Genomic DNA, 19,833 nt, shown 5'->3' on the forward strand with positions numbered 1-19,833 from the left:
CATATGCCGTCGCCTCAAGAGGCGACGACGCGAATCTTACTCTCGCCATGCGCGTCATGCGCATCATCGAAATCGACGGCGCTCGCTTCGCGCGTCTTCGAGTGATCTGCGGCGAGCACGAGATAGACCGCCGGCAGCACGAAGAGCGTGAACAATGTGCCGATCGACAGGCCTGAGGCGATGACGAGGCCCATATTGTAGCGCGAGGCCGCGCCGGCGCCGCTCGCCATGATGAGCGGCAGCACGCCGAGCACCATGGCCGCCGTCGTCATCAGGATCGGCCGCAGGCGGATCGAGGTCGCTTCTATGATCGCCTCATATTTCGACTTGCCGAGATGCTGCTGCTCATTGGCGAATTCGACGATGAGAATGCCGTGCTTGCTGATGAGGCCCATCAGTGTGACGAGGCCCACCTGCGTGTAGATGTTGATGCTCGCGCCGCCGAAGCCCAGCATGATGAAGACGAGCGCGCCGGCGATCGACATGGGCACGGAGACGAGAATAATGAGCGGATCGCGGAAGCTCTCGAATTGCGCCGCGAGCGCCAGGAAGATGATGATCAGCGCGAAGCCGAAGGTCACGGCGAAGCCGCTCGACTCCTGCACGAACTGCCGCGAGGCGCCGGCGTAGTCGATCGTGTAGGCGGGCGGCAGCGTTTGCGCGGCGACTTCCTTCAACGTCTCCAACGCCTCGCCGGCGATGACGCCGGGCGCGGCGACGCCGGAGATGGTGAAGGAGTTGATCTGCTGGAAGTGGTTGAGCGATTCCGGCACGACCATGGTCTGGAACTTCGCCACCGTCGACAGCGGCACGGAGGAGCCGTCCGCGGTCTTGATGTAATAGCTCAATATCTGATCCGGATTGAGCCGGAACTGCTGCGCCATCTGCGGGATGACCTTGTACGAGCGTCCGTCCAGCCCGAAATATTGCGTGTAGCCGCCGCTCAGCCCCGTGGTGAGCGCGCCGCCGACGTCGACCATTTTGAGCCCCAGCTGCGCCGTCTTCTCGCGATCGATGACGAGCGACATCTGCGGCTGGTCGATCTTCAGATCGGTGTCGAGGAACATGAACTTGCCCGTCGCCAGCGCCTTGGAGAGGAAGTCGCGCGAGATGTCGTTCATCTTGTCGAACGTGTCGGTGCTCTGCACCACGAATTGAATCGGCAGACCATTCGAGCCCGGCAGCGGCTGCGGCTGGAAGGTGACGAGGCGCTGTCCCGGCACCGACTGCGCCAGCTCCTGCTGCAGCGTCTGCTGCATCTGCTCGGCGCCGATCTTGCGCTTGTCGGCCGGCGTGAGAACGAGGCCGCCGAAGATGAGGCCGGGCGTGACGATCTGGAACGAGCTCGTCATTTCGGGATGCTTGGCGAAGGTCTTGTAGACCTGATCGCCATAGAAGAGCTTCTGCTTCAGCGTGGCGTTGGGCGCGGAGGTCGATTGCGCGAAGACGACGCCTTGGTCTTCGTTGGGCGCGAGCTCGTTCTTCGAGTTCGAATAGAGCCAATAGATGCTCACGAGCACGAGGCCGCCGAAAGCGAGCGTCACCGGCACGAAATGGAGCGAGCGCTCGAGCAGGCGCTGATAGCGCTCCTTGAGCCAGTCCATTTTCGCGTCGATATAAGCGACGATCTTCGTCTCCAGCGTCTCCTCGCCTTGTTGTGGCGCCTTCAGCACCAGCGCGCAGCTGACCGGAGAAAGAGTGAGCGCGATGATCGCCGAGACCGTCACCGAACCGGCGAGCGTGAAGGCGAATTCGACGAAGAGCGCGCCTGTGAGGCCGCCCTGAAAGCCGATCGGCACATAGACGGCGATCAGCACGATGGTCATGGCGATGATCGGCCCGGCGAGCTCGCGCGCCGCCTGCAAGGCCGCGTCGAAAGGCTTCATGCCGTCGGCGAGATGGCGATTGACATTCTCGACGACGATGATCGCGTCGTCGACGACGAGACCGATCGCCAGAACCAGCGCCAGCAGTGTGAGCAGATTGATCGAGAAGCCGAGCGCCAGCAGAATGGTGAATGTGCCGATGAGCGACAGAGGAATGGCGACGATCGGTATGACCACCGAGCGCCAGGAGCCGAGAAACAGAAACACGACGCCGGTGACGATGAGGATGGCCTCGATCAGCGTGTGAATCACCTCGTCGATCGAGCTGTTCACGAAGTCGGTCGTGTCATAGACGATATCGCTGTTCAAACCCTGCGGCAGCGATTTCAGAATATCCGGATAGGCCTCTTTGACGCCTTTGACGACATCGAGGAGATTGGCGTTGGGCGCGACGAGAATGCCGATATAGACCGCCTGCTTGCCGTTGAAGGCCACGGCGGATTCGTAATCTTCCGAGCCGAGCGTGACATTGGCGACGTCGCGCAGCTTCACATTGGCGCCGTTCACCTGCTTGACGACGAGATTGCGGAACTCCTCGAGCGAATGCATCGAGGTCGCGGCGGTGAGCGTCACCTGCACCATCTCGCCCTTGGTCGAGCCGAGGCCGGCGATATAGTCATTGCCCTGCAACGACGCGCTGAGCTCGCTGGCGGTGAGGCCATAGGCGGCGAGCTTGACCGGATCGAGCCACGCCCGCAGCGCGAAAGTCTTGCCGCCGATGAGCTCGGCCGTCTGCACGCCCGGCACCGATTGCAGGCGCGGCTGCACGACGCGGATCAGATAATCGGTGACCTGGCTCGACGTCAGAATATCGCTATTGAAGCCGATATACATGGCGTCGGTGGTCTGGCCGATCTTCACCGTGATGACCGGACGCTGCACGGCCGACGGCAGCTGATTGAGAACCGAATCGATCTTGGTGCTGATCTCGGTCAGCGCCTTGCCGGAATCATAGTTGAGCCGCAGATTGGCGGTGATCGTGCTCGTTCCGACCTGGCTCGTCGAGGTGAGATAGTCGATGCCGTTGGCCTGCGCGATGGCGTTCTCGAGCGGCGTGGTGACGAAGCCGGCGACAGTCGCGGGATCGGCGCCGAAATAAGAGGTCGTCACCGTGACGACGGCGTTTTGCGTGCGCGGATATTGCAGCGTCGGCAGGGTGAAGAGCGAGCGCAGGCCCAGCACCAGGATCAGCAGGCTCACCACCGAGGCGAGCACCGGGCGACGCACGAAAATGTCGGTGAAACGCATATTCGTTGTCTCCGTTCACTGATCCACGGGCTTGGGATCGGGATCGACCGGCGGCTGCGGCGTGTCGGAAATTTTCAGCGGCGAGCCGTTTCTGAGCTTCACCTGTCCAGCGGTGACGACGGTCGCGCCTTCCGTGACGCCCTCGAGCACCGCGACCTCGTCGCCGCGCGTCGCGCCGAGGCGCACGAAAGCCTGCTGCGCGGAGAGGCCCGCGCCCTTGTCGTCGGCCGCCGCGCTCTTTTGAACGAGAAACACCGAATTGCCGAAGGGCGCATAAACGATCGCCGTCTGCGGCAGAGTGATGAGGCGCTCGGGATTTCCAGTCGCTATGTCGATCTGAGCGAACATTCCGGGCGTGAGCTTGTGATCGGCGTTGGCGAGGCTGGCGCGCACCTGCACATTGCGGCTCGCCTGATCGACCTTGGAGTTGATCGCGACGATTTTGCCGGTGAACTTCTTGCCCGGAAAAGCATCGACGCCGGCGTCGATCGATTGGCCGACCTCTATGCCGTTCAACGCCTGCTGCGGCAGAGTGAAATCGAGATAGATCGGATCGAGCGCCTGCAGCGTCACGATGACCGAGCCCGCGCCGATATATTGGCCGAGATCGACGCCGCGAATGCCGAGCCGCCCCCCGAAAGGCGCGCGCAGAGTCTTCTGCGCGATCACCGCCTCCTGCTGCGCGACTTCCGCCTCCGCGCTCTTGAGATTGGCGAGGTCGGTGTCGACGCTCGCCTGGCTCGCGGCGTGAATCTTCAGCTGCGCCTGATCGCGGCGAAGATTGACCCCGGCGAGCTCGGCGGAGGCCTTCAGCGCGGCGAGCCTGGCGATATCCGTGTCCTTGCGCAATTCCAGCAGCAGCTGACCCGCCTCCACTTGCTGACCGGACTGAAAGTGAATCTTCTCGACGATGCCGGACGCCTCCAGCGACAGATCCGCGCCGTTCACTGCGCGAAACGTGCCGACCGCAGTGAGCTTGGAGCGCCATTCCTGAAATCCCGCGGTCGTGACCGAGACGGTCTGCGGCGGATTGGCCATGGAGGCGAGAAAACCCTTGATCATCATGTTGCGGAAGGCGTTGAAGCCATAGAGTCCGCCAAAGACCAGCGCGACGATCGCGAGCATGATCGCCATCGGTTTCGCCAGGGCTCCGAAACGATCCTGCAGCAAGGTTCTAGCGACCATCTCGAGCGTCCTCCGCCTCTGCTCTGATCGCCGCGGCGATCGGCGATGTAGCGATAATATCCGTGGGCTTGGCCTGCGAGGCCGGCGTCTCGTCTATGCGGTTCCACCAGCCTCCGCCGAGCGATTGCAGCAGCGCCGCCGTATCGGCGAAGCGCGCCGCCTGCGCCTTGACGCGATTGAGCCGCGCATTGAGCAAAGTCTGCTCGGCGTTCAGCACGATCGAATAGGTCGTCGAGCCGGCGCGATATTGCGCGCGCGCGATCTCGAGGCTCTCGGCCGCCGCCTTCTCCGCCGCCACTTGCGCGCGCAGCGTGCCGGCGTCGTGCTTCACGGCCTGCAGAGAATCGGCGACATTCTGGAAAGCGGAGATGACCGTGGAGCGATATTGCGCCGCCGATTGCTCGAAGGCCGCGACCTTGGCCTCGCGCGTGTGGAACAGCGAGCCGGCGTCGAAGGCCGTAGCCGAGGCCTGCGCGGCGAGCGTGTAGACCATGGTCTGCGGCGTGAACAGCGAGGTGAAATTCGTCGCCTGCGTCCCACCCGTGGCGCTGAGCGTGAATTGCGGCAGCATGTTCGCCGTCGCGACGCCGATCTGCGCGCTCGCCTGATGCACTTGATTCTCGGCGGCGAGAATATCCGGCCGCTGGCGCACCAGAGTCGAAGGCAGGCTGACCGGCAATTCGCCGGGCAGGCGCAGGCCGGAAAGGTCGACGGCCTCGCCTTTGTCGGCGTTGGGAAGACGGCCGAGATAGGCCATCAGCAGATTGCGATTCTGCGCGCGCGCTTTTTCCAGCGGCGGCAGCGTCGCCTCCGCCTGCGCGAGCTGCGCGCGCTCGGACAGCACATCGGCCTGGCTGACGGCGCCGAGCTCGAATCGCTTCTCCAGCAGATCGAGCTGCGTGCGATAGGCGGCGATGAGATCGCGCGTCACCTTGATCTGCGAGGCGTAGGAGGCGTCGGAGATCGCCGCGGTGACGACATTGGCGGTGAGCGCGAGATAGGTCGCCTCGAGCTGGAAACGCTTCTGCTCGGCGGCGGCCGTGTCGCTCTCCAATGTGCGCCAGGATTTTCCGAACACGTCCGGCGAGAAGGACACGGACACATTGGCGTTGTGCAGCCCGTAGACAAAGGTCGAGGCCGAGCTGGACGAAGAAGACGAGGACGAAGACGACGACGAACTCGACGAGGAGATGCCGGCGTATTGCGCCGTCGTCGATTGCTGCCGCGTATAGCTGTCGCCGAGCGTGGCCTGCGGCAGAAAGGTGGCCGAATTGGCCTCTATCGTCTCGCGCGCCTGACGCAGCGCGGCCTCGGCCGCCATAATGTCCGGGTGATTCGCCACAGCCTCGGCGACCAGCGCCGATATTTGCTTGGAACGAAACAGCTTCCACCATTCGCCCGGCACGTCGCGGCCATGGGCGAAGCGCTGCGAAGCCCCGCCCGCCACCGCGGCCGCCTCCGTCTTGGCTCCTATCTTGCCGTAGCCTGCGTCGGCGGGCGCCGGGGGCGGAACGAAATCCGGCCCGACAGCGCAAGCGGTGAGCGCCGAAGCCGCGAATGTGACTGCCCCAGCGGCGGCGGCGCGTGCTATCCCCCGCCTAGGCGCAGTTTTCGCTTCTCGGATAAGGCTTCGCGAAAATTTCGGCATGACCCTCTCGAAAACTGAACCGTTCAGTTTTAATATAAACGCAAAGGCAGAGTGTCAATGCTGAAACTGAACGGTTCAGTTTTTCCCGGGGCTGGCGAAAGCGCGCCGAGACTGAAAAAAGACCCGGGAACGGGCGAAGGGGACAGAATGGAACGGGCGGAACCGAGGATATGACCGAGGGAGCGGAATGGACCGCGACCGAGGCGTGCGCGGAGCATGTGCCGAACCGAAAGGAATGTCAGATCCTTTCGGCGGCGCGGACGCAATTTCTGGAGCAGGGCTTCGCCGATACGTCCATGGACGCGATCGCGCGCGCGGCCGGCGTGTCGAAAGCGACGCTCTACGCCTATTTCCCCAGCAAAGAGGCGCTGTTTCGCAATCTCATCGAGATCGAATGCAGCCAAAAATGCACCGATGTTCCCGAGCCCGATTTCGGAGCCGGCGTCGAGCAGGCGTTACGCGAGCTCTGCGGACATTTCGTCGCGCGCTTCCTGACCAAGGAATGGGCGGCCTTTTTTCAAGCGGTGTCGAGCGAGCGCTGGCGCTACCCCGAACTCTGTCACCTTTATTTCAACAGCGGCAAGCAGAATGTCCTCGATCTGGTCTCCAACTATCTCGAGGAGGCGAAGGCGCGAGGGCTGCTCGCCATCGACGACGCCCAAATGGCGGCGGAGCATCTGTTGCATCTCACCGTCTCGGACCTGCCGATGCGCGTCGCGCTGGGATTGGACCTGCGCAGCGAGGCCGAATATCAGCGCGTGATGGAGTCTGGTCTCGCCGTATTTTTGAAGGCCTATAAAGCGTGAGCGCGATTCGCGCGACATACGCGATGCCCTCCCCCTGACGGCAGGAGAGGGGCGAAGTCGCGATCGTTCGACGCGTTTCCAAACGCGTGCGGCCTAATGCGCGGAACCCATTGCGCGACGGCAGGCGCCTTCGCATTCCTTGCACACATCGGCGCAGATGCGACAATGCTCGTGATGCTTGGCGTGGCGGCGGCATTCCTTCTCGCAGGCGCGACACATATCGACGCAGGCTTGTAGAATGGCGCGCATCGCCGTCTCATCCGTCGCGCTGCGACGCGAGGCTATGGCGCCGGTCGCGAGACATATGTCCGCGCAATCCTGATCGAGCCTGATGCAGCGACGCAGATCCGCGACATTCTCCTCCGAAAGGCAGGCGTCGGCGCAGACAGAGCAGGCCTGAGCGCAATCGAAACAGGCTTCGACGCAGCCGACGAGCGCCGCGTCGGCGCGGCCGCGCATTTGCGGATGACTGGCGATGATGGCTTCCACATGCATTGAGGCGTCCTCCTCTATTGGGCAATCATGATTTGGCCGCGTGCTGCGGCTTGCCCTTGCGCTTGGTGGCGGCGAATTCCTCGAGCTGCTTCTCGCTCATCGAATCGAGCATGGAGCGCGAGGCTCCTTTGAGCTCGCTCTTCGGAATCTCGCCGCGCTTGGCCGCGAGCGCGGCGCCGGCCGCCATTTGCTGAGCCTTGGATTTGGCGGGCATGGACTCCCTCCCTTGGATTTTTCGCGCCGCGGGAAGGCGACGCGGGGCGGAGGATAACCCGCGCGGGCGGGCGTGGTTCCGTCAGCCGCGCCGCCCTATGCGCAGGCTGGGCGCTCTGCCGCCGCTCGCGAGATAGACGCCGAGAGAGACGCAGAGCAGCGCGATCTGCTCGATGAGCGACGGCGTTTCGCCGAGCAAGGGAATTGCGATCAGCGCCGCCATGGGCGGCACCAGCGCCGAGAAGGCGGCGCCGGCCGAAGCGCCGAGAAGCTCTATGCCCTTGCCGAACAGAAACAGCGCGACGATCGAGACCATGACGCCCTGAAACAAGGTCTGAATCACAATGTCGCGCAGCGGCGCATCCATGCCGTGCAGCCCGTGAAAGGCGAGATAGACGGGCCCGTAGAGAATGAGCGAGCCTGTCGACACCAGCGCCGCGGCGTGCAGGGAATCGAGGCCGGACGCGCGCAACACGATGGCGTAGCCGGCCCAGATGAAGGCGGCGACCAGCAGCAGAATATGCCCTATCTGCGTATCGCCGAACGAGACGGCCGTCGGCCCCGCTATGGCCGCGCCGCCGATGGCGATGAGCGCATAGCCGATGAGCCGGCTCGCGGCGAAGCGCTCGCGGGTCAGAAGAAACGACAGAAGCGCGACGAAGAGCGGCATAGAGCCCGGCAGCAGCGCGCCCGCATGAGCGACCGGCGCCAGCCTGAGCCCGCTGGCGGCGACGAGCACATAAGGCGCGCCCGCGCTGCAGACGAGAATGAAGAGACGCAACGCGCCGAGCCGCTCGAGCGCGAGCCCCTTGCGCAGCACGATCGGAAACAGCAATAGGCCGGCGGCGCCGAAGCGCAGCATTGTGAGATCATAGACGGAGAGCGTCGTCGTCACGCCGAGCCGTGTGACGACGAGCCAAGTCGCCCAGACAGTGACCGCGGAAACGCCGAACATCGCGCCTGTGGCGTATCGCGCCGTTTGCGGCGCGCCCTCGGCGACCTCCTCGCTCATCGCATATCTCCCGCTCGAAACTTCGCTGCGCCGCACTCATAATCGAGCGAGAGGGAAAGCGCGAGCTTCTCCTTTTCGCCGCAATTTCGCCCGGCGCGTTTGACGATGCGGCGCGATGCGCCATCTCAACGCGCATGTCCGCGCCAATTCCCATAGGCGAGCTCTTCCTGCTCGGCTTCCGCACGCCGCATGTTCCGCCCTGGCTGCGCGATTTCGCGCGCGACTATGGGCTCGGCGGCGTCATCCTCTTCGATTACGACTGCACGGATCGCAAATATGAGCGCAATATTTTCGATCCCGCGCAAGTGAAAGCGCTCTGCGCGGAGATACACGCGTTGCCGACGCGCCCGCTGATCTTCATCGATCAGGAGGGCGGCAAGGTGCGGCGGCTGAAGGAAGAACGCGGCTTCGCGCCGCTGCCGAGCGCGCGCCAATTCGGCCGGCTGACGCCGCAGGAACGGCTCGACGCATTGCGTCCGGCCTTTACGGAATTGCGCGATCTCGGCGTAGACGCCGATCTCGCGCCCGTCGTCGATCTCGACATAAATCCAGACAGTCCCGACATAGGCTCGGCGCAGCGCAGCTTTTCCGCCGATCCGCGCGTGGTCGAGGATTGCGTCGGCGCGCTCGTCGAGGTCGCGCGCGCCACGGGGCTGAAGCTGTGTCTCAAGCATTTTCCCGGAACCGGCGGCGCCAAGGTCAATCCGCACGATCATGTGATGGATCTTTCCGACTGCCTCACCGATGCGCAGGTGAAGATATTCGAGACGCTGGCGCCGCGCGTTCCCATGGTCTTGTTCAGCCATGGCGTGGTGAATCAATGGGAGCAAGACACGCCCTGCTGTCTCTCTTCCGTCGCCGTGCGCAAATTGCGCCGATCGGCGCCGGGCGTCGTGATATTGACCGACGACCTTCAGATGCAAGGCGTGCAGAAGCTGATGACCACCGGCGACGCCGCATTATGCGCGCTACGCGCCGGCGCGGATTTCATCCTCATCGGCAATAATATGAAAGACGAGCAAGCGGAGTCGGCGCGCTATGCGCAAAATCTGCTCGACGCCTGCGCGAAGGATGCGTCGCTCGCCGACAATGCGCGCGCCGCGATCGAGCGCATAAGACGCCTGAAGGCGTGAAGCGCGCATCGCTCTTTCACCATTCTTCGGCGGAGCGCTCGCCAGCGACCCAGGTCGAAACGATGCGAAGAGTCTGCGGATCGAAGGCGGTCATATCGGCGCGATAGCCGGCGACGAGCCGGCCGAGCCTCTTGCCGAGCCCCAAAAAATTCGCCGGATTGGTGGAGGCGAAGACGAGCGCGCGTTCGAGCGGCAGATCGAGCAGCGACACGCAATTGCGCACAGCGCTCGCCATATCGAGCGAAGCGCCGGCGAGCGCGCCCTGCGCCGTCATGCAGCGACCGTCCCGCACGAGAATCTCCTGGCCTTGCAGCGCAAATCCCTTCCCGCTTCCGCCGACCGGCGGCATTGCGTCGGTGACGAGCATGGGATGGCCGAGACCGGCGCGCAGAGCGAGACGCAGCATCGCCGGAGCGACATGCTCGCCATCGACGATCAGCCCGTAATAGGCGGACGACGATTCGAGCGCCGCCGCGATCGGCCCCGGCTCGCGGCTGGCGAGCGGACGCATGGCGTTGAAGAGATGGGTGAAGCCGGTCAAGCCCTCCGTCATCGCTTCGCGCGTCTGCGCGTAATTCGCCATGGAATGGCCGAGCGCGACCTTGCAGCCGGCCGCGACGAGCTCGGCGATGAAGCCCGGCGGCGTCTCCTCCGGCGCGAGCGTGACGAGCGATACGCCGCCACGCGGCGGCGCGAGCATGTCCACATGATGCGGCGAAGGCGCGCGGCGAAGATCGGCGCGATGCACGCCCAATCGCTCCGGCGAGATGAACGGCCCTTCGAAATGCACGCCCAGCACGCCGGGCGCATGAGGCATGATATCGGTCACGGCGCGCTTGGCCGCGATCATCTTCTCATCCGTGTCGGTGATCAGCGTCGGCAGCAGCGACGTCGCGCCATATTTGCGATGCGCGTGGAGAATCGTCGCGATCGCCTGCGGCGTCGGCGCGTCATTGAACAGAACATCGCCGCCGCCATTCACCTGAATATCGATGAATCCCGGCGCGAGCCAGACGCCTTTCGGCAACTCGAACACATCGGCGCCGCGCGGAATCTCACGGCGCAGAATGAGCGCGGCGATGTCTCCGCCCTCTATCGCCACGGCGCAGTCGCGATGGGCCGATTCGCCGTCGAAGACGACATCGGCGGCGATCATCCGGCGCGGCTCCTCGCTCATCGCGTGCGCGTCACCTTCTGCAAATGACGGGGACGATCGACATCGACGCCGCGCACGACGGCGAGTCGCGCCGCCATGGCGTAAAAGCTCTGAATGAGGCAGATGGCGTCGGTCTCGGGATGGTCGGGCGCGAGCGCCGGCAGGCGGCCGCGCGTCTCGTCCTCGCGATCGGTGGTGAAGAGCGCCGCGCCTTTGCCGCGCAAATCCTCGGCAAGACGACGCATTCCGATCGCCGCTTCATCGGTCGGCGTCAGCATCAAGATCGGATAGAGCGGCGAGACCAGCGACACCGGCCCGTGCATGAATTCCGCCGAGCTGAAGGCTTCGGCGTGGAGATTGGCGGTTTCCTTCAGCTTCAACGCCGCTTCGCGCGCAATGGCGAGCGTCGGCCCGCGCCCGATGGCGACGAGACTTTCCGCGCGCGCGAACGCCTCGACGAGGCGCGACCAATCGAGCTCGCAAGCGCGCGCGAGCCGCTCCGGCAGGCGCGCGAGCGCGTCATCGAGCGCGCGATCCTGCGACCATGATGCGACGAGACGCGTGAGCGCGGCGAGCGAAGCGATGAAGGTCTTGGTCGCCGGCACGGCGAATTCCGGCCCCGCCGCCATGGGCAGAACGAATTCGCATTGCGCAGCGAGATCGCTCTCCACTTCGTTCACGAGACAGACGGTGACGGCGCCGCTGCGGCGCGCGGCGGCGGCCAGCTCGATCAGATCATTGCTGCCGCCCGATTGCGAGATCGCCAGAAACAATTGGCCGTCGAGCCGCAGCGAGCCGCCATAGACGCTGGCGATGTTCGGCGCAGCGGCGGCGACGGGAACGCCGAGGCCGCGCTCGACGAGATGCTTGGCGAATGTCGCCGCATGAGCGGAGCTGCCGCGCGCGCAGGTGACGACGACGCGCGGATCGACAGCGCGCAAGCGCGCGACGAGCGGCGCGAGACGCGGAGCGAGCTGCTCCTGCTGCCGCGCGACCGCATGAGGCGCCTCGCGCGCCTCGATCGCCATTCGATTGTCTCGCATGATCATCGGCGGCTCTGCTGCAGCTTCGTCACGCCCCCCGCCCGCGCCTATATGTCACAAGAACGCGCTTCGGGCGAGCGCGAAATCCCCTCGCGCGGCAGCGCCTTCGCTTGCGATTTCGCGTCGAGGGACGAATTCTTGTCTTCAAAGGAGACATCGCATGGAAACGGAGCGTCCGAGCCCGCGCTATTCGTCGATCGACGCATGGGAGCCGCGCGAGATTCTCGATGCGATGATCGAGGGGCAATTCGCCGCCGTCGCCGCCGTGCGCGCTGCGCGTCCGGCGATCGAGACCGCGGCGCTCGCCGTCGTGCGGCGCCTCTCGCGTGGGGGACGCATCGTCTATGTCGGCGCAGGAACCTCCGGCCGGCTCGCTGTGCAGGACGGCGCCGAATTGACGCCGACCTTCAGCTGGCCGCAGGAGCGCTTGCTGCTATTGATGGCCGGCGGCGACGATGCGCTGCTGAAAGCCGTCGAAGGCGCCGAGGACGAGGCCGAGCGCGGCGCCGAGCTGATGCGCCGCCATGCGATCGGCGAGGCCGATGTCGTCATCGCCGTCGCCGCCAGCGGCACGACGCCTTTCACGCTCGCCTGCCTGCGCGAAGCGGCGCGGCGCGGCGCGCTGACCATCGGCGTCGCCAATAATCGCGATGCGCCGCTGCTCGCGGCGGCGGAACATGCGCTGTTTCTCGACACGGGCTCGGAGGCGATCGCCGGCTCGACGCGCATGAAGGCGGGCACGGCGCAGCGCATCGCCCTGCTGATGCTCTCCTCGCTGGTGATGATTCTGCAAGGACGCGTCTATGAAGGGCTGATGGTGGATGTGCAGGCCTCCAACAAAAAGCTCCTGCGCCGCAGCGAGCGCATTCTCGCGCGCCTCACGGGCGGCCGCGACGCCGCCGAAATAGACGCGGCGCTGCGTCGCGCCGACGGCAGCGTCAAGCTGGCCTATCTTCTTCTCCAGGGCCATGGACTCGATGAGGCGCGCGCCGCGCTCGAAGACGCGCGCGGCCATTTGCGCCGCGCCGTGGAGGCTCTGGCCGGCGCGCCGATTTGAAAATTCTTCGGCATCCGGGCCCCGACGGTTCGAATTTTGATGCGTATTCGACGAAGACGTATAATTATTCGCCGAAAGGGAATCGTGAGAGCATGACAGTCAACAAGATCGACGCGCTGCTGGCGCTTCGCAGCGAAGGGCGCTTTCTCGTCGGGCGCGATCGCATCAAGCTGCTCGAGGCTGTCGCCGAATATGGCAGCATCACCAAGGCCGCGAAGGTCGTGGGCTTCAGCTATAAGACGGCCTGGGACGCCGTGAACGCGATCAACAATCTGCTGCCGAGCCCCGCTTTTGTGACAAAGGCCGGCGGCCGTTCCGGCGGCGGCGCCGAGGTCACGGCGGAAGGGCGCCGGCTCATCGCCACCTTTCATCGTCTGGAGGAGCGGCTGTCGCGCATCTCCTCGCTCATCGCCGAAGAGGGCCTCGAGGATCAGGATGATTTTCTGCTCTGGAGCGTGGGCGTCAAAATTTCTGCACGCAATGTATTTCAGACGGAAGTCGTCTCGGTGAAGAAATGGCCCGTCGATGTCGAGGTTCTGCTGCGCGTCTCGCCGGAGACCTCCATTCACGCCATCGTCACAAACGACTCGGCGGTCGAGCTCGGCCTGGAGCCGGGACGCAAGACGCTGGCGCTGATCAAATCCTCCTTCGTCCATCTCACCACGCCCGAGCACACGCCCCCCGGCGTGCGCAATCAGTTCACCGGCGTGGTGCGGCGACGAATCGACGCAGAGCGCAACAGCGAGGTGCTGCTCGACATCGGCGCGGGCAAGACGATGCACGCTGTCGTGCCGCGGCAGACGGCGGAAGATCTCGGCATAGCGGAAGGCGAGCGCGCCGTCGCCAGCTTCAGCCCGACCGACGTCATACTCGCGGTAGACTGAAATCGAAATTCATATCGCCGGTTGAAAGTTCAATCCGCAGGCGTCTCGCCCGGAAAATGAGCGCTCGTGTCGATTGACACGCCCGCGGCGGCGCTTTTATGTTTTCATTATGTATCACCGAGACATAACGAATCGCCTCTCCCTTCGCCCCAGCCGCCGCAGCGTGGTGGCGGGCATTCCGTCTGCGCTCGGCGTCGCTCTGCTCGGCAGGCCCGCGCGCGCCGCGGACCAGCGCCTCGTGGTCGTCACCAGCTTCCCGGAAGAGTTGACGACTCGCTATGAATCCGAGTTCGAGAAGCTCCATCCCGGCGTTCACGTCCAATTCGTCTGGAAGCAGTCGCGCGACGCGCTCGCCATGCTGAGCGAGACGGACCAGGGCGGCGCCGACGTCTATTGGGCGCCCGCTCTCGGAAATTTCCCTATATTGCGAGACCGCGGCGCCTTTCAGAAAGTCTCGGTCGACCGCGCCGCTCTGCCGGGGCGGCTCGGCGGGCAGCTTCTCTCGGATCCCAATGGGCTGTTCGAAGCCTATGACGTCGCCGGCTATGGCATTGTCGTCGATCCGGCCGCGCTCGCCCGCGACGGGCTGAAGCTGCCCGAGAGCTGGAGCGATCTCGCCGCGCCCGCTTATGCCGGCCGCATCGTCATGCCCATTCCGGCCAAGGTCGGCTTCTCGCCGGCGCTCTATGACATCGTCCTGCAATCGGAGGGCTGGGAGCGCGGCTGGGCGCTGCTCGCCGAGATCGCCGGCGGCGCGGAGCTGCTCGGCTCCGGCGCCGGCCCGACGGCGACCGTGAAAGAAGGGCGCGCGGCGCTCGGCCTGACGATCGACTTCTTCGCTTTCGGCGCGCTGGCCAATGGCGAGAAGATTTCCTTCGTCTATCCGCAGAAGACCGCCTTTCTGCCGGCCCATATCGCCGTCACCGCGGGGACGCGCCGCCTCGAGGCCGCCAAAGCCTTTGTCGATTTCATGCTTTCGACCAAGGGCCAAAAGCTGATGATGGAGGCCGACAGCAGCCGCCATCCGGCCCGGCCTGACGCCTATGCCGACAAGCCGGCCGCCGTCGTCGATCCTTTCGCCCTGCCGCCGGGAACCTTCTACCCTTATGATTCCGAGATCGGTCGGCGGCGGCCCGGCGTCGTCAGCGTGCTGTTCGATTTCGCCATTACAGAGCGCCACGCCGAGACGCAGCGCCTATGGCGCGCCATTCACGCCGCCGAAGCGCGGCTCGCGGCCGCCCCGGACGCCGCGGGAAGCGCCGCCGTCGCCAAGGCGCGCAAGCTCGCCGGCTTCACGCCCGTTTCCGAGGCGCAGGCGAAAGACCCCGCTTTTCTCGATCGTTTTTCCAGCCGCGAGCTGAAGGACGGCGATCTCGCCGCCCGTTGGCGCGCAGAAATTTCATCGGCCCGAGCCGAGGCGCTGAGCCTCGTCGCCTCCGCCGAGCCGCGTCTGTGAGGCGGCGGCTTCTCCTCCCATTCGCGCTGTTCGTTCTGACCGCCGGCGCGCCCTATGAGAATCCCAAGCTCGACGGCGATGCTTTTTCCCGCCCCTTCGTCGGGCTGGACGAGGGGTTTTTGCGCGCCTTTCGGCAGGGGAACGCGCTGTTTCGCCAGGCCTGGGTCATCGGCCCGTCGCAGGATCAGAGCGAAATCACCGGACTCGGGCCGCTCTATAATCGACTCTCCTGCATCGCCTGCCACGTCAAGAACGGCCGCGGCCCGGCGCCGGACCCGGAGAATGGGATCGCCCGCGCCATGGTGGTGCGGCTCGGCCTGCCCGGCCGCGACGCCCATGGCGGGCCGTCGCCGCATCCGACCTATGGCGGCCAGCTCAATCCGGAGGGCAATCCCGGCGTCGCCGGCGAAGGCCGCGCGATCGTGGCGTTCGACGAAGTCGAGACGCGCCTTCCCGATGGCGAGGCCGTTTCACTGCGTCGGCCGCGCCTCTCCTTTCGTGATCTCGCCTATGGACCGCTCGGCGACGATGTGCGGATTTCGCTGCGCAATGCGCCTCCGGTCTTCGGACTCGGCCTGCTGGAGGCCGTGCCCGACGAGGAGATTTTGCGCTATGCGGCGGGCCAGAGCCGCGGCCGGCCGAACCATGTCTATGACATGGCGGCCGGCCGCATGGCGCTCGGCCGCTTCGGCCTGAAGGCCAATCAGCCCAATCTGCGCCAGCAGATCGCCAACGCCTTCGCCGAGGACATCGGCATCTCCTCCTATCTCTTCCCCGAACCCAATTGCACCGCTGCGCAGTCGGAATGCCGCGCGGCGGCGGGACGGGAGATCGAGCTCTCCGACGCGCGGCTCGAGGCTTCGCTCGCCTATATGCGCGGCCTCGCCGTTCCGGCCCGCCGCGATCTCTCCGATCCGCGCGTCGCCAAAGGCGAGACGCTGTTCCGCGATATCGGCTGCGCCGCCTGCCATCGCGAGACGATGACGCTCGGAGAGGCCGCCTACGCGCCCTGGCTGAGCGGGAAGGAGATTCATCCCTATAGCGATCTTCTGCTGCACGACATGGGCGATGGGCTCGCCGACGGGCGCGAGGATTTCGAGGCCGGTCCGCGCGACTGGCGCACGCCGCCGCTATGGGGCCTCGGCCTCGCCGGGCGCTTTGGAACGCCCGCGGATTTTCTCCATGACGGGGCCGCGCCCGCAGCGTCACGGAAGCGATCCTCTGGCACGCCGGAGAGGCGGAGGACGCGGCGCAGCGGTTTCGCGGCCTGACGCACGCGGAGCGCGAGGCGCTGCTCGCATTTTTGGGGTCGCTCTAATGGACGCGAAATCTCGATGAAGCGCGGAATCTGCCCCCTCTCCCGCTGAGTGGGGGACGGCTGGCGAGGGGGCGTCGGGACTATGGGACAATCGGGGGAAGAACGATGAAACTCAGCAAATTCGCGCCCTTGGGCGCCGCCAGCGTCGCCGCGCTCATCGCGAGCGGCGCAACGCTCGCCGCCGAGCAGCCGCAGCCTTTCGATCTCGGCGAGATTCACGTCGGCCTCGAGCACAAGGCTCTTCCGCTCGACAAGAAGAAGGACGACGGCCCGGCGCCGCTGCAGCAGACCGACTCTTATGGCGGCGTGACAATCAGCAACCGCCAGAACGAGACCTTCCAGCGCGATTCGCTCGATCGCGCCGTCAATCTCGCGGCCGGCGTCGTCAGCAATTCGACAGGCGGCACGCGCAATGAGCAGAACATCTATGTGCGCGGCTTCGACCGCTGGCAGGTTCCGCTCACCATCGACGGCGTTCGCGTCTATCTGCCTGCCGACAATCGCCTCGATTTCGCGCGCTTCATGACGCCGGACGTCGCCTCGGTGCAGATCGCCAAGGGCTATGTCTCCGTTCTGGACGGTCCGGGCGGCATGGGCGGCCAGATCAATCTCGTCTCCCGCAAGCCGACGAAGGAGATAGAGGGCGAGTTGCGCACCGGCCTCGAATTCGGCCGCGACGGCAGCTATGAGGGCATAAAGACCTATGCGCTGCTCGGCACGAAGCAGGATAATTATTATCTCCAGCTCAGCGGCTCCTGGCGCGATCTGCGCGGCTGGATGCTGCCGGAGAGCTATACGCCCACCAATAATCAGGGCGAGGGCTTCCGCGGCAATTCGGGGACCTATGATTGGAGCCTCAACGCCAAGGCCGGCTACACGCCCAACGACACCGACGAATATTCGCTGAGCTTCATCCGCCAGGACGGCAAGAAGGGCGCGCCCTATCACACGACCGACGGGCTGAACAGCCAGCGCTATTGGCGCTGGCCCTATTGGCGCGTGCAGAATCTCTATTTCCTCTCCAACACCAAGATCGGCGATTCGTCCTATGTGAAGACCAAGGCCTATTGGAGCAAGTTCGATAATGATCTCTTCTCCTACAACGACCCCTTCCTGGCCTATCAATCCTCGGCCAAAGCCTTCCGCAGCTATTATCAGGATTATGCGCTCGGCGCGGATATAGAGGCCGGGCATGATTTCGGCGAGCTCGACACGCTGAAGATCGCCGGCCACTATCGCTTCGACGAGCACGCCACCTGGCAGGAATATTACGGCGTCAATGTCGCCAATAAATCGACCGGATGCGTCATAAACGTCATCTGCTTCACTCAACCGATCGTCTACACGCAGGAAGACACTTATTCGATCGCGGTCGAGAACACCTTTCATCCGACCAAGGACATCGATCTCGTCGGCGGCTTCGCCTATGACTGGCGCCATCTGCGCAAGGCGGAGGATTTCGTGGTCGGCACGGGCGTCATCGGCTATCAGCTGCGGGATGTGCAGGCCCCCAATTTCCAGGGCGCGGCCATCTGGCGTTACAGCGACACCGACAAAGTCTATTTCAACGTCTCCGACCGCGAGCGCTTCCCCACCATCTTCGAGCGTTTCAGCTCGCGTTTCGGCGGCGCCACCTCCAACCCCGGACTGATGCCCGAGCGCGCGATCAATTTCGACATCGGCTGGGCGAGCGAGTTCGCGCCGGGCAGCCGCATTCAATTGGACGCCTTCCACTCCATCGTCCGCAATCTGATCCAATCCGTGCCGGCGCCCGCCTATGGCGCGAGCGTCACCCAGAGCCAGAATGTCGGCGACGCCAGCTTCTGGGGCGGGGAGGTCACGGTCGATTATCGCGCCTCCGACGAGCTGTCGCTGGGCGGCAATCTGACGCTGATGCGCCGCTCGGTCTATGCGCCCTACATCCTCAACTTCCAGCCGACGGGCGTGCCGGACGGCAAAATGTTCCTCTACGCCGGCTGGCGGCCGTTCGACGGGCTGACGCTGACGCCCAATGTCGAGATGAACAGCAATCGCTGGACCTCGAACACGGCGGGGACGATCTATTATCGGACCGGCGCCTTTTTCCTGGCCAATTTCACGGCCGAATATCAGCTGCATCCGAATTTCAAGATCGAAGGCGGGGTGCGCAACATGTTCGACACCGCCTACACATTCACCGACGGCTATCCCGAGGCGGGGCGCAGCTTCTTTCTCGGCGCCAAGGCGACGTTCTAGAGCGCTTTCCGATCGAACGGAATCGTTCGATCGATCAGAATTCGCTCCCACGCGAGAATCTACAGCGCTATCCGATCCAATTGGATCGGATAGCGCAACGGCTCGCGTGGGGCTGGCCGCGCGCCGGCCGGCCCCGACGGCGACGCTTTGCAAGCGGGCGCGGCGCGGCTACCAATGGGGCAAATGGGCGCGGGTGATTCGTTTTAGCCGCGTTCCCGCTCTGGCCGGGGCCGCTCCATGGCGTTCCGGCAGATCATTCGGATGGCCTCATGACCAAATTCGCGCTCGACTCCCTCGATCTCGCCGCGCTGCTCTCCTCCCGCGTCTGCCATGACGTGATCTCGCCCGTCGGCGCCATCGTCAATGGACTGGAGGTGCTGGAGGAGGAGAAGGACGCCGAGATGCGCGGCCATGCGCTGGCGCTCATCAAATCCAGCGCGGCGGAGGCGTCCGCCCGGCTGCAATTCTGCCGCCTCGCCTTCGGCGCCGCCGGCTCCAAGGGCGCCGAGATCGACACCGGCGACGCCGAGCATGTGACGCGCCAGCTGCTCGCCGACGAGCGCACCAAGCTCGAATGGAGCGTGCCGCGCGTGCTGATGTCGAAGAACAAGGTGAAATTGCTGCTCAATCTCTGCCTGATCGCCGATGCGGCGATTCCGCGCGGCGGCGTCATCTCGGTCGCCTCCACCGGCGCCGGAGACGAGGTCGCCTTCACCCTCGAGTCGAAGGGCGTGAATGCCCGCATCGCCGCGGCGATTCCGGCCCTGCTGGCCGGCGAGCCGGAGGAGGGCGTCGTCGACGCGCGCGCCATTCAGGCCTATTACGCCGGCCTCGTCGCAAAGGCGAGCGGGCTCGAGGTCGAAATCTCCACAGAGCCGGAGCATGTGACCATCACCGCGCGGCCGGCCGCCGCGCAGGCGGAGCAGGAGATCGAGACGCCGACGGCGCTCGAGGCCTGAGACGAGAGCGTCTCCGGCCGAAGCGGACGCCGGTTCGGCGCTTGAAACGCGTCGGAACGAGAACTCGCGGCCTTTCTGCGCTTCGACGACCACAGAAAG

General features: G+C 64.9%; 16 protein-coding genes and 1 pseudogene. 9 read left to right on the plus strand and 8 right to left on the minus strand.

The annotated features are described in order from the left end of the window. Positions 1-14 precede the first annotated feature (14 nt). From FMZ75_RS08505 to FMZ75_RS08515, 3 genes are read right to left on the minus strand one after another with little or no spacing between them, the layout of a single operon-like run. Positions 15-3,134, minus strand: a complete 3,120-nt coding sequence (locus tag FMZ75_RS08505) for an efflux RND transporter permease subunit (RefSeq protein ID WP_166142189.1) — start codon at positions 3,132-3,134, stop codon at positions 15-17. Positions 3,135-3,149: 15 nt separating this feature from the next. Then, positions 3,150-4,319, minus strand: a complete 1,170-nt coding sequence (locus tag FMZ75_RS08510) for an efflux RND transporter periplasmic adaptor subunit (RefSeq protein ID WP_166142191.1) — start codon at positions 4,317-4,319, stop codon at positions 3,150-3,152. After that, positions 4,309-5,967 carry an efflux transporter outer membrane subunit gene (locus tag FMZ75_RS08515; RefSeq protein ID WP_166142193.1) on the minus strand — a complete coding sequence of 553 codons (1,659 nt, stop codon included), beginning with the start codon at positions 5,965-5,967 and terminating at the stop codon, positions 4,309-4,311. The genes FMZ75_RS08510 and FMZ75_RS08515 overlap by 11 nt, the downstream gene beginning before the upstream one ends. 170 nt (positions 5,968-6,137) lie before the next feature. Here FMZ75_RS08515 and FMZ75_RS08520 point away from each other — a divergent pair, with 170 nt between their 5' ends. Beyond that, entirely contained in the window at positions 6,138-6,773 is a 636-nt protein-coding gene (locus FMZ75_RS08520; protein ID WP_166142195.1) for a TetR/AcrR family transcriptional regulator, read from the plus strand. Positions 6,774-6,866: 93 nt separating this feature from the next. Here FMZ75_RS08520 and FMZ75_RS08525 read toward each other — a convergent pair whose 3' ends face one another. The 3 genes from FMZ75_RS08525 to FMZ75_RS08535 all read right to left on the minus strand — a co-directional run bounded on the left by FMZ75_RS08525 (position 6,867) and on the right by FMZ75_RS08535 (position 8,493). After that, complete coding sequence (locus tag FMZ75_RS08525) at positions 6,867-7,268, minus strand: four-helix bundle copper-binding protein (protein WP_166142197.1); 402 nt, start codon at positions 7,266-7,268, stop codon at positions 6,867-6,869. A gap of 25 nt (positions 7,269-7,293) precedes the next feature. Further along, complete coding sequence (locus FMZ75_RS08530; protein WP_108917041.1) at positions 7,294-7,482, minus strand: DUF3008 family protein; 189 nt, start codon at positions 7,480-7,482, stop codon at positions 7,294-7,296. 81 nt (positions 7,483-7,563) lie between these two features. Continuing rightward, entirely contained in the window at positions 7,564-8,493 is a 930-nt protein-coding gene (locus FMZ75_RS08535; protein WP_166142199.1) for a DMT family transporter, read from the minus strand. Positions 8,494-8,627: 134 nt separating this feature from the next. Here FMZ75_RS08535 and FMZ75_RS08540 point away from each other — a divergent pair, with 134 nt between their 5' ends. After that, positions 8,628-9,626, plus strand: coding sequence for a glycoside hydrolase family 3 protein (locus FMZ75_RS08540; protein ID WP_166142201.1), 999 nt, complete (start codon positions 8,628-8,630; stop codon positions 9,624-9,626). A 16-nt stretch (positions 9,627-9,642) separates the two neighbouring features. On the opposite strand, the gene nagA is transcribed toward FMZ75_RS08540, so the two are convergent. Continuing rightward, on the minus strand, positions 9,643-10,803 hold the full coding sequence (nagA, locus tag FMZ75_RS08545; RefSeq protein WP_166142203.1) for an N-acetylglucosamine-6-phosphate deacetylase: 1,161 nt from the start codon (positions 10,801-10,803) through the stop codon (positions 9,643-9,645). After that, positions 10,800-11,831: an SIS domain-containing protein gene (locus FMZ75_RS08550; RefSeq protein WP_166142205.1), complete on the minus strand. Its 1,032-nt coding sequence runs from the start codon at positions 11,829-11,831 to the stop codon at positions 10,800-10,802. The genes nagA and FMZ75_RS08550 overlap by 4 nt, the downstream gene beginning before the upstream one ends. A gap of 154 nt (positions 11,832-11,985) precedes the next feature. Between FMZ75_RS08550 and FMZ75_RS08555 the strand changes: the two genes are divergently transcribed. The 7 genes and pseudogenes from FMZ75_RS08555 to chpT all read left to right on the plus strand — a co-directional run bounded on the left by FMZ75_RS08555 (position 11,986) and on the right by chpT (position 19,734). Next, on the plus strand, positions 11,986-12,882 hold the full coding sequence (locus FMZ75_RS08555) for an N-acetylmuramic acid 6-phosphate etherase (RefSeq protein ID WP_142862642.1): 897 nt from the start codon (positions 11,986-11,988) through the stop codon (positions 12,880-12,882). 92 nt (positions 12,883-12,974) lie between these two features. Further along, positions 12,975-13,766 (plus strand): TOBE domain-containing protein, encoded by a 792-nt coding sequence (locus FMZ75_RS08560; protein ID WP_108917047.1) that lies wholly within the window; start codon positions 12,975-12,977, stop codon positions 13,764-13,766. Positions 13,767-13,932: 166 nt separating this feature from the next. Beyond that, a complete protein-coding gene (locus tag FMZ75_RS08565) occupies positions 13,933-15,222 on the plus strand; it encodes an ABC transporter substrate-binding protein (protein ID WP_370464691.1) in 1,290 nt (429 codons plus the stop codon). After that, positions 15,219-16,349: pseudogene (locus FMZ75_RS08570) on the plus strand (di-heme oxidoredictase family protein); the annotation flags it as partial. The gene FMZ75_RS08565 and the pseudogene FMZ75_RS08570, both read left to right, overlap by 4 nt. An 89-nt stretch (positions 16,350-16,438) precedes the next feature. Beyond that, positions 16,439-16,540, plus strand: coding sequence for a di-heme oxidoredictase family protein (locus FMZ75_RS21895; RefSeq protein ID WP_370464693.1), 102 nt, complete (start codon positions 16,439-16,441; stop codon positions 16,538-16,540). Between the two features lie 105 nt (positions 16,541-16,645). Next, entirely contained in the window at positions 16,646-18,775 is a 2,130-nt protein-coding gene (locus FMZ75_RS08575) for a TonB-dependent receptor (RefSeq protein ID WP_166142207.1), read from the plus strand. 269 nt (positions 18,776-19,044) lie between these two features. Next, complete coding sequence (chpT, locus tag FMZ75_RS08580) at positions 19,045-19,734, plus strand: histidine phosphotransferase ChpT (protein WP_108917051.1); 690 nt, start codon at positions 19,045-19,047, stop codon at positions 19,732-19,734. Positions 19,735-19,833: the final 99 nt, after the last annotated feature.

Origin of the sequence: Methylosinus sp. RM1 (assembly GCF_011378635.1) — a bacterium.
Lineage (GTDB): Bacteria > Pseudomonadota > Alphaproteobacteria > Rhizobiales > Beijerinckiaceae > Methylosinus > Methylosinus sporium.

Bases quoted from the DNA above. Each gene is read 5' to 3' on its own strand.
- chpT (WP_108917051.1), top strand. From the start codon at position 19,045: ATGACCAAATTCGCGCTCGACTCCCTCGATCTCGCCGCGCTGCTCTCC.
- FMZ75_RS08505 (WP_166142189.1), bottom strand. From the start codon at position 3,134: ATGCGTTTCACCGACATTTTCGTGCGTCGCCCGGTGCTCGCCTCGGTG.
- FMZ75_RS08540 (WP_166142201.1), top strand. From the start codon at position 8,628: ATGTCCGCGCCAATTCCCATAGGCGAGCTCTTCCTGCTCGGCTTCCGC.
- FMZ75_RS08530 (WP_108917041.1), bottom strand. From the start codon at position 7,482: ATGCCCGCCAAATCCAAGGCTCAGCAAATGGCGGCCGGCGCCGCGCTC.
- FMZ75_RS08575 (WP_166142207.1), top strand. From the start codon at position 16,646: ATGAAACTCAGCAAATTCGCGCCCTTGGGCGCCGCCAGCGTCGCCGCG.
- FMZ75_RS08525 (WP_166142197.1), bottom strand. From the start codon at position 7,268: ATGCATGTGGAAGCCATCATCGCCAGTCATCCGCAAATGCGCGGCCGC.
- FMZ75_RS08535 (WP_166142199.1), bottom strand. From the start codon at position 8,493: ATGAGCGAGGAGGTCGCCGAGGGCGCGCCGCAAACGGCGCGATACGCC.
- FMZ75_RS08550 (WP_166142205.1), bottom strand. From the start codon at position 11,831: ATGATCATGCGAGACAATCGAATGGCGATCGAGGCGCGCGAGGCGCCT.
- FMZ75_RS08510 (WP_166142191.1), bottom strand. From the start codon at position 4,319: ATGGTCGCTAGAACCTTGCTGCAGGATCGTTTCGGAGCCCTGGCGAAA.
- FMZ75_RS08515 (WP_166142193.1), bottom strand. From the start codon at position 5,967: ATGCCGAAATTTTCGCGAAGCCTTATCCGAGAAGCGAAAACTGCGCCT.
- nagA (WP_166142203.1), bottom strand. From the start codon at position 10,803: ATGAGCGAGGAGCCGCGCCGGATGATCGCCGCCGATGTCGTCTTCGAC.
- FMZ75_RS08560 (WP_108917047.1), top strand. From the start codon at position 12,975: ATGACAGTCAACAAGATCGACGCGCTGCTGGCGCTTCGCAGCGAAGGG.
- FMZ75_RS08520 (WP_166142195.1), top strand. From the start codon at position 6,138: ATGACCGAGGGAGCGGAATGGACCGCGACCGAGGCGTGCGCGGAGCAT.
- FMZ75_RS08555 (WP_142862642.1), top strand. From the start codon at position 11,986: ATGGAAACGGAGCGTCCGAGCCCGCGCTATTCGTCGATCGACGCATGG.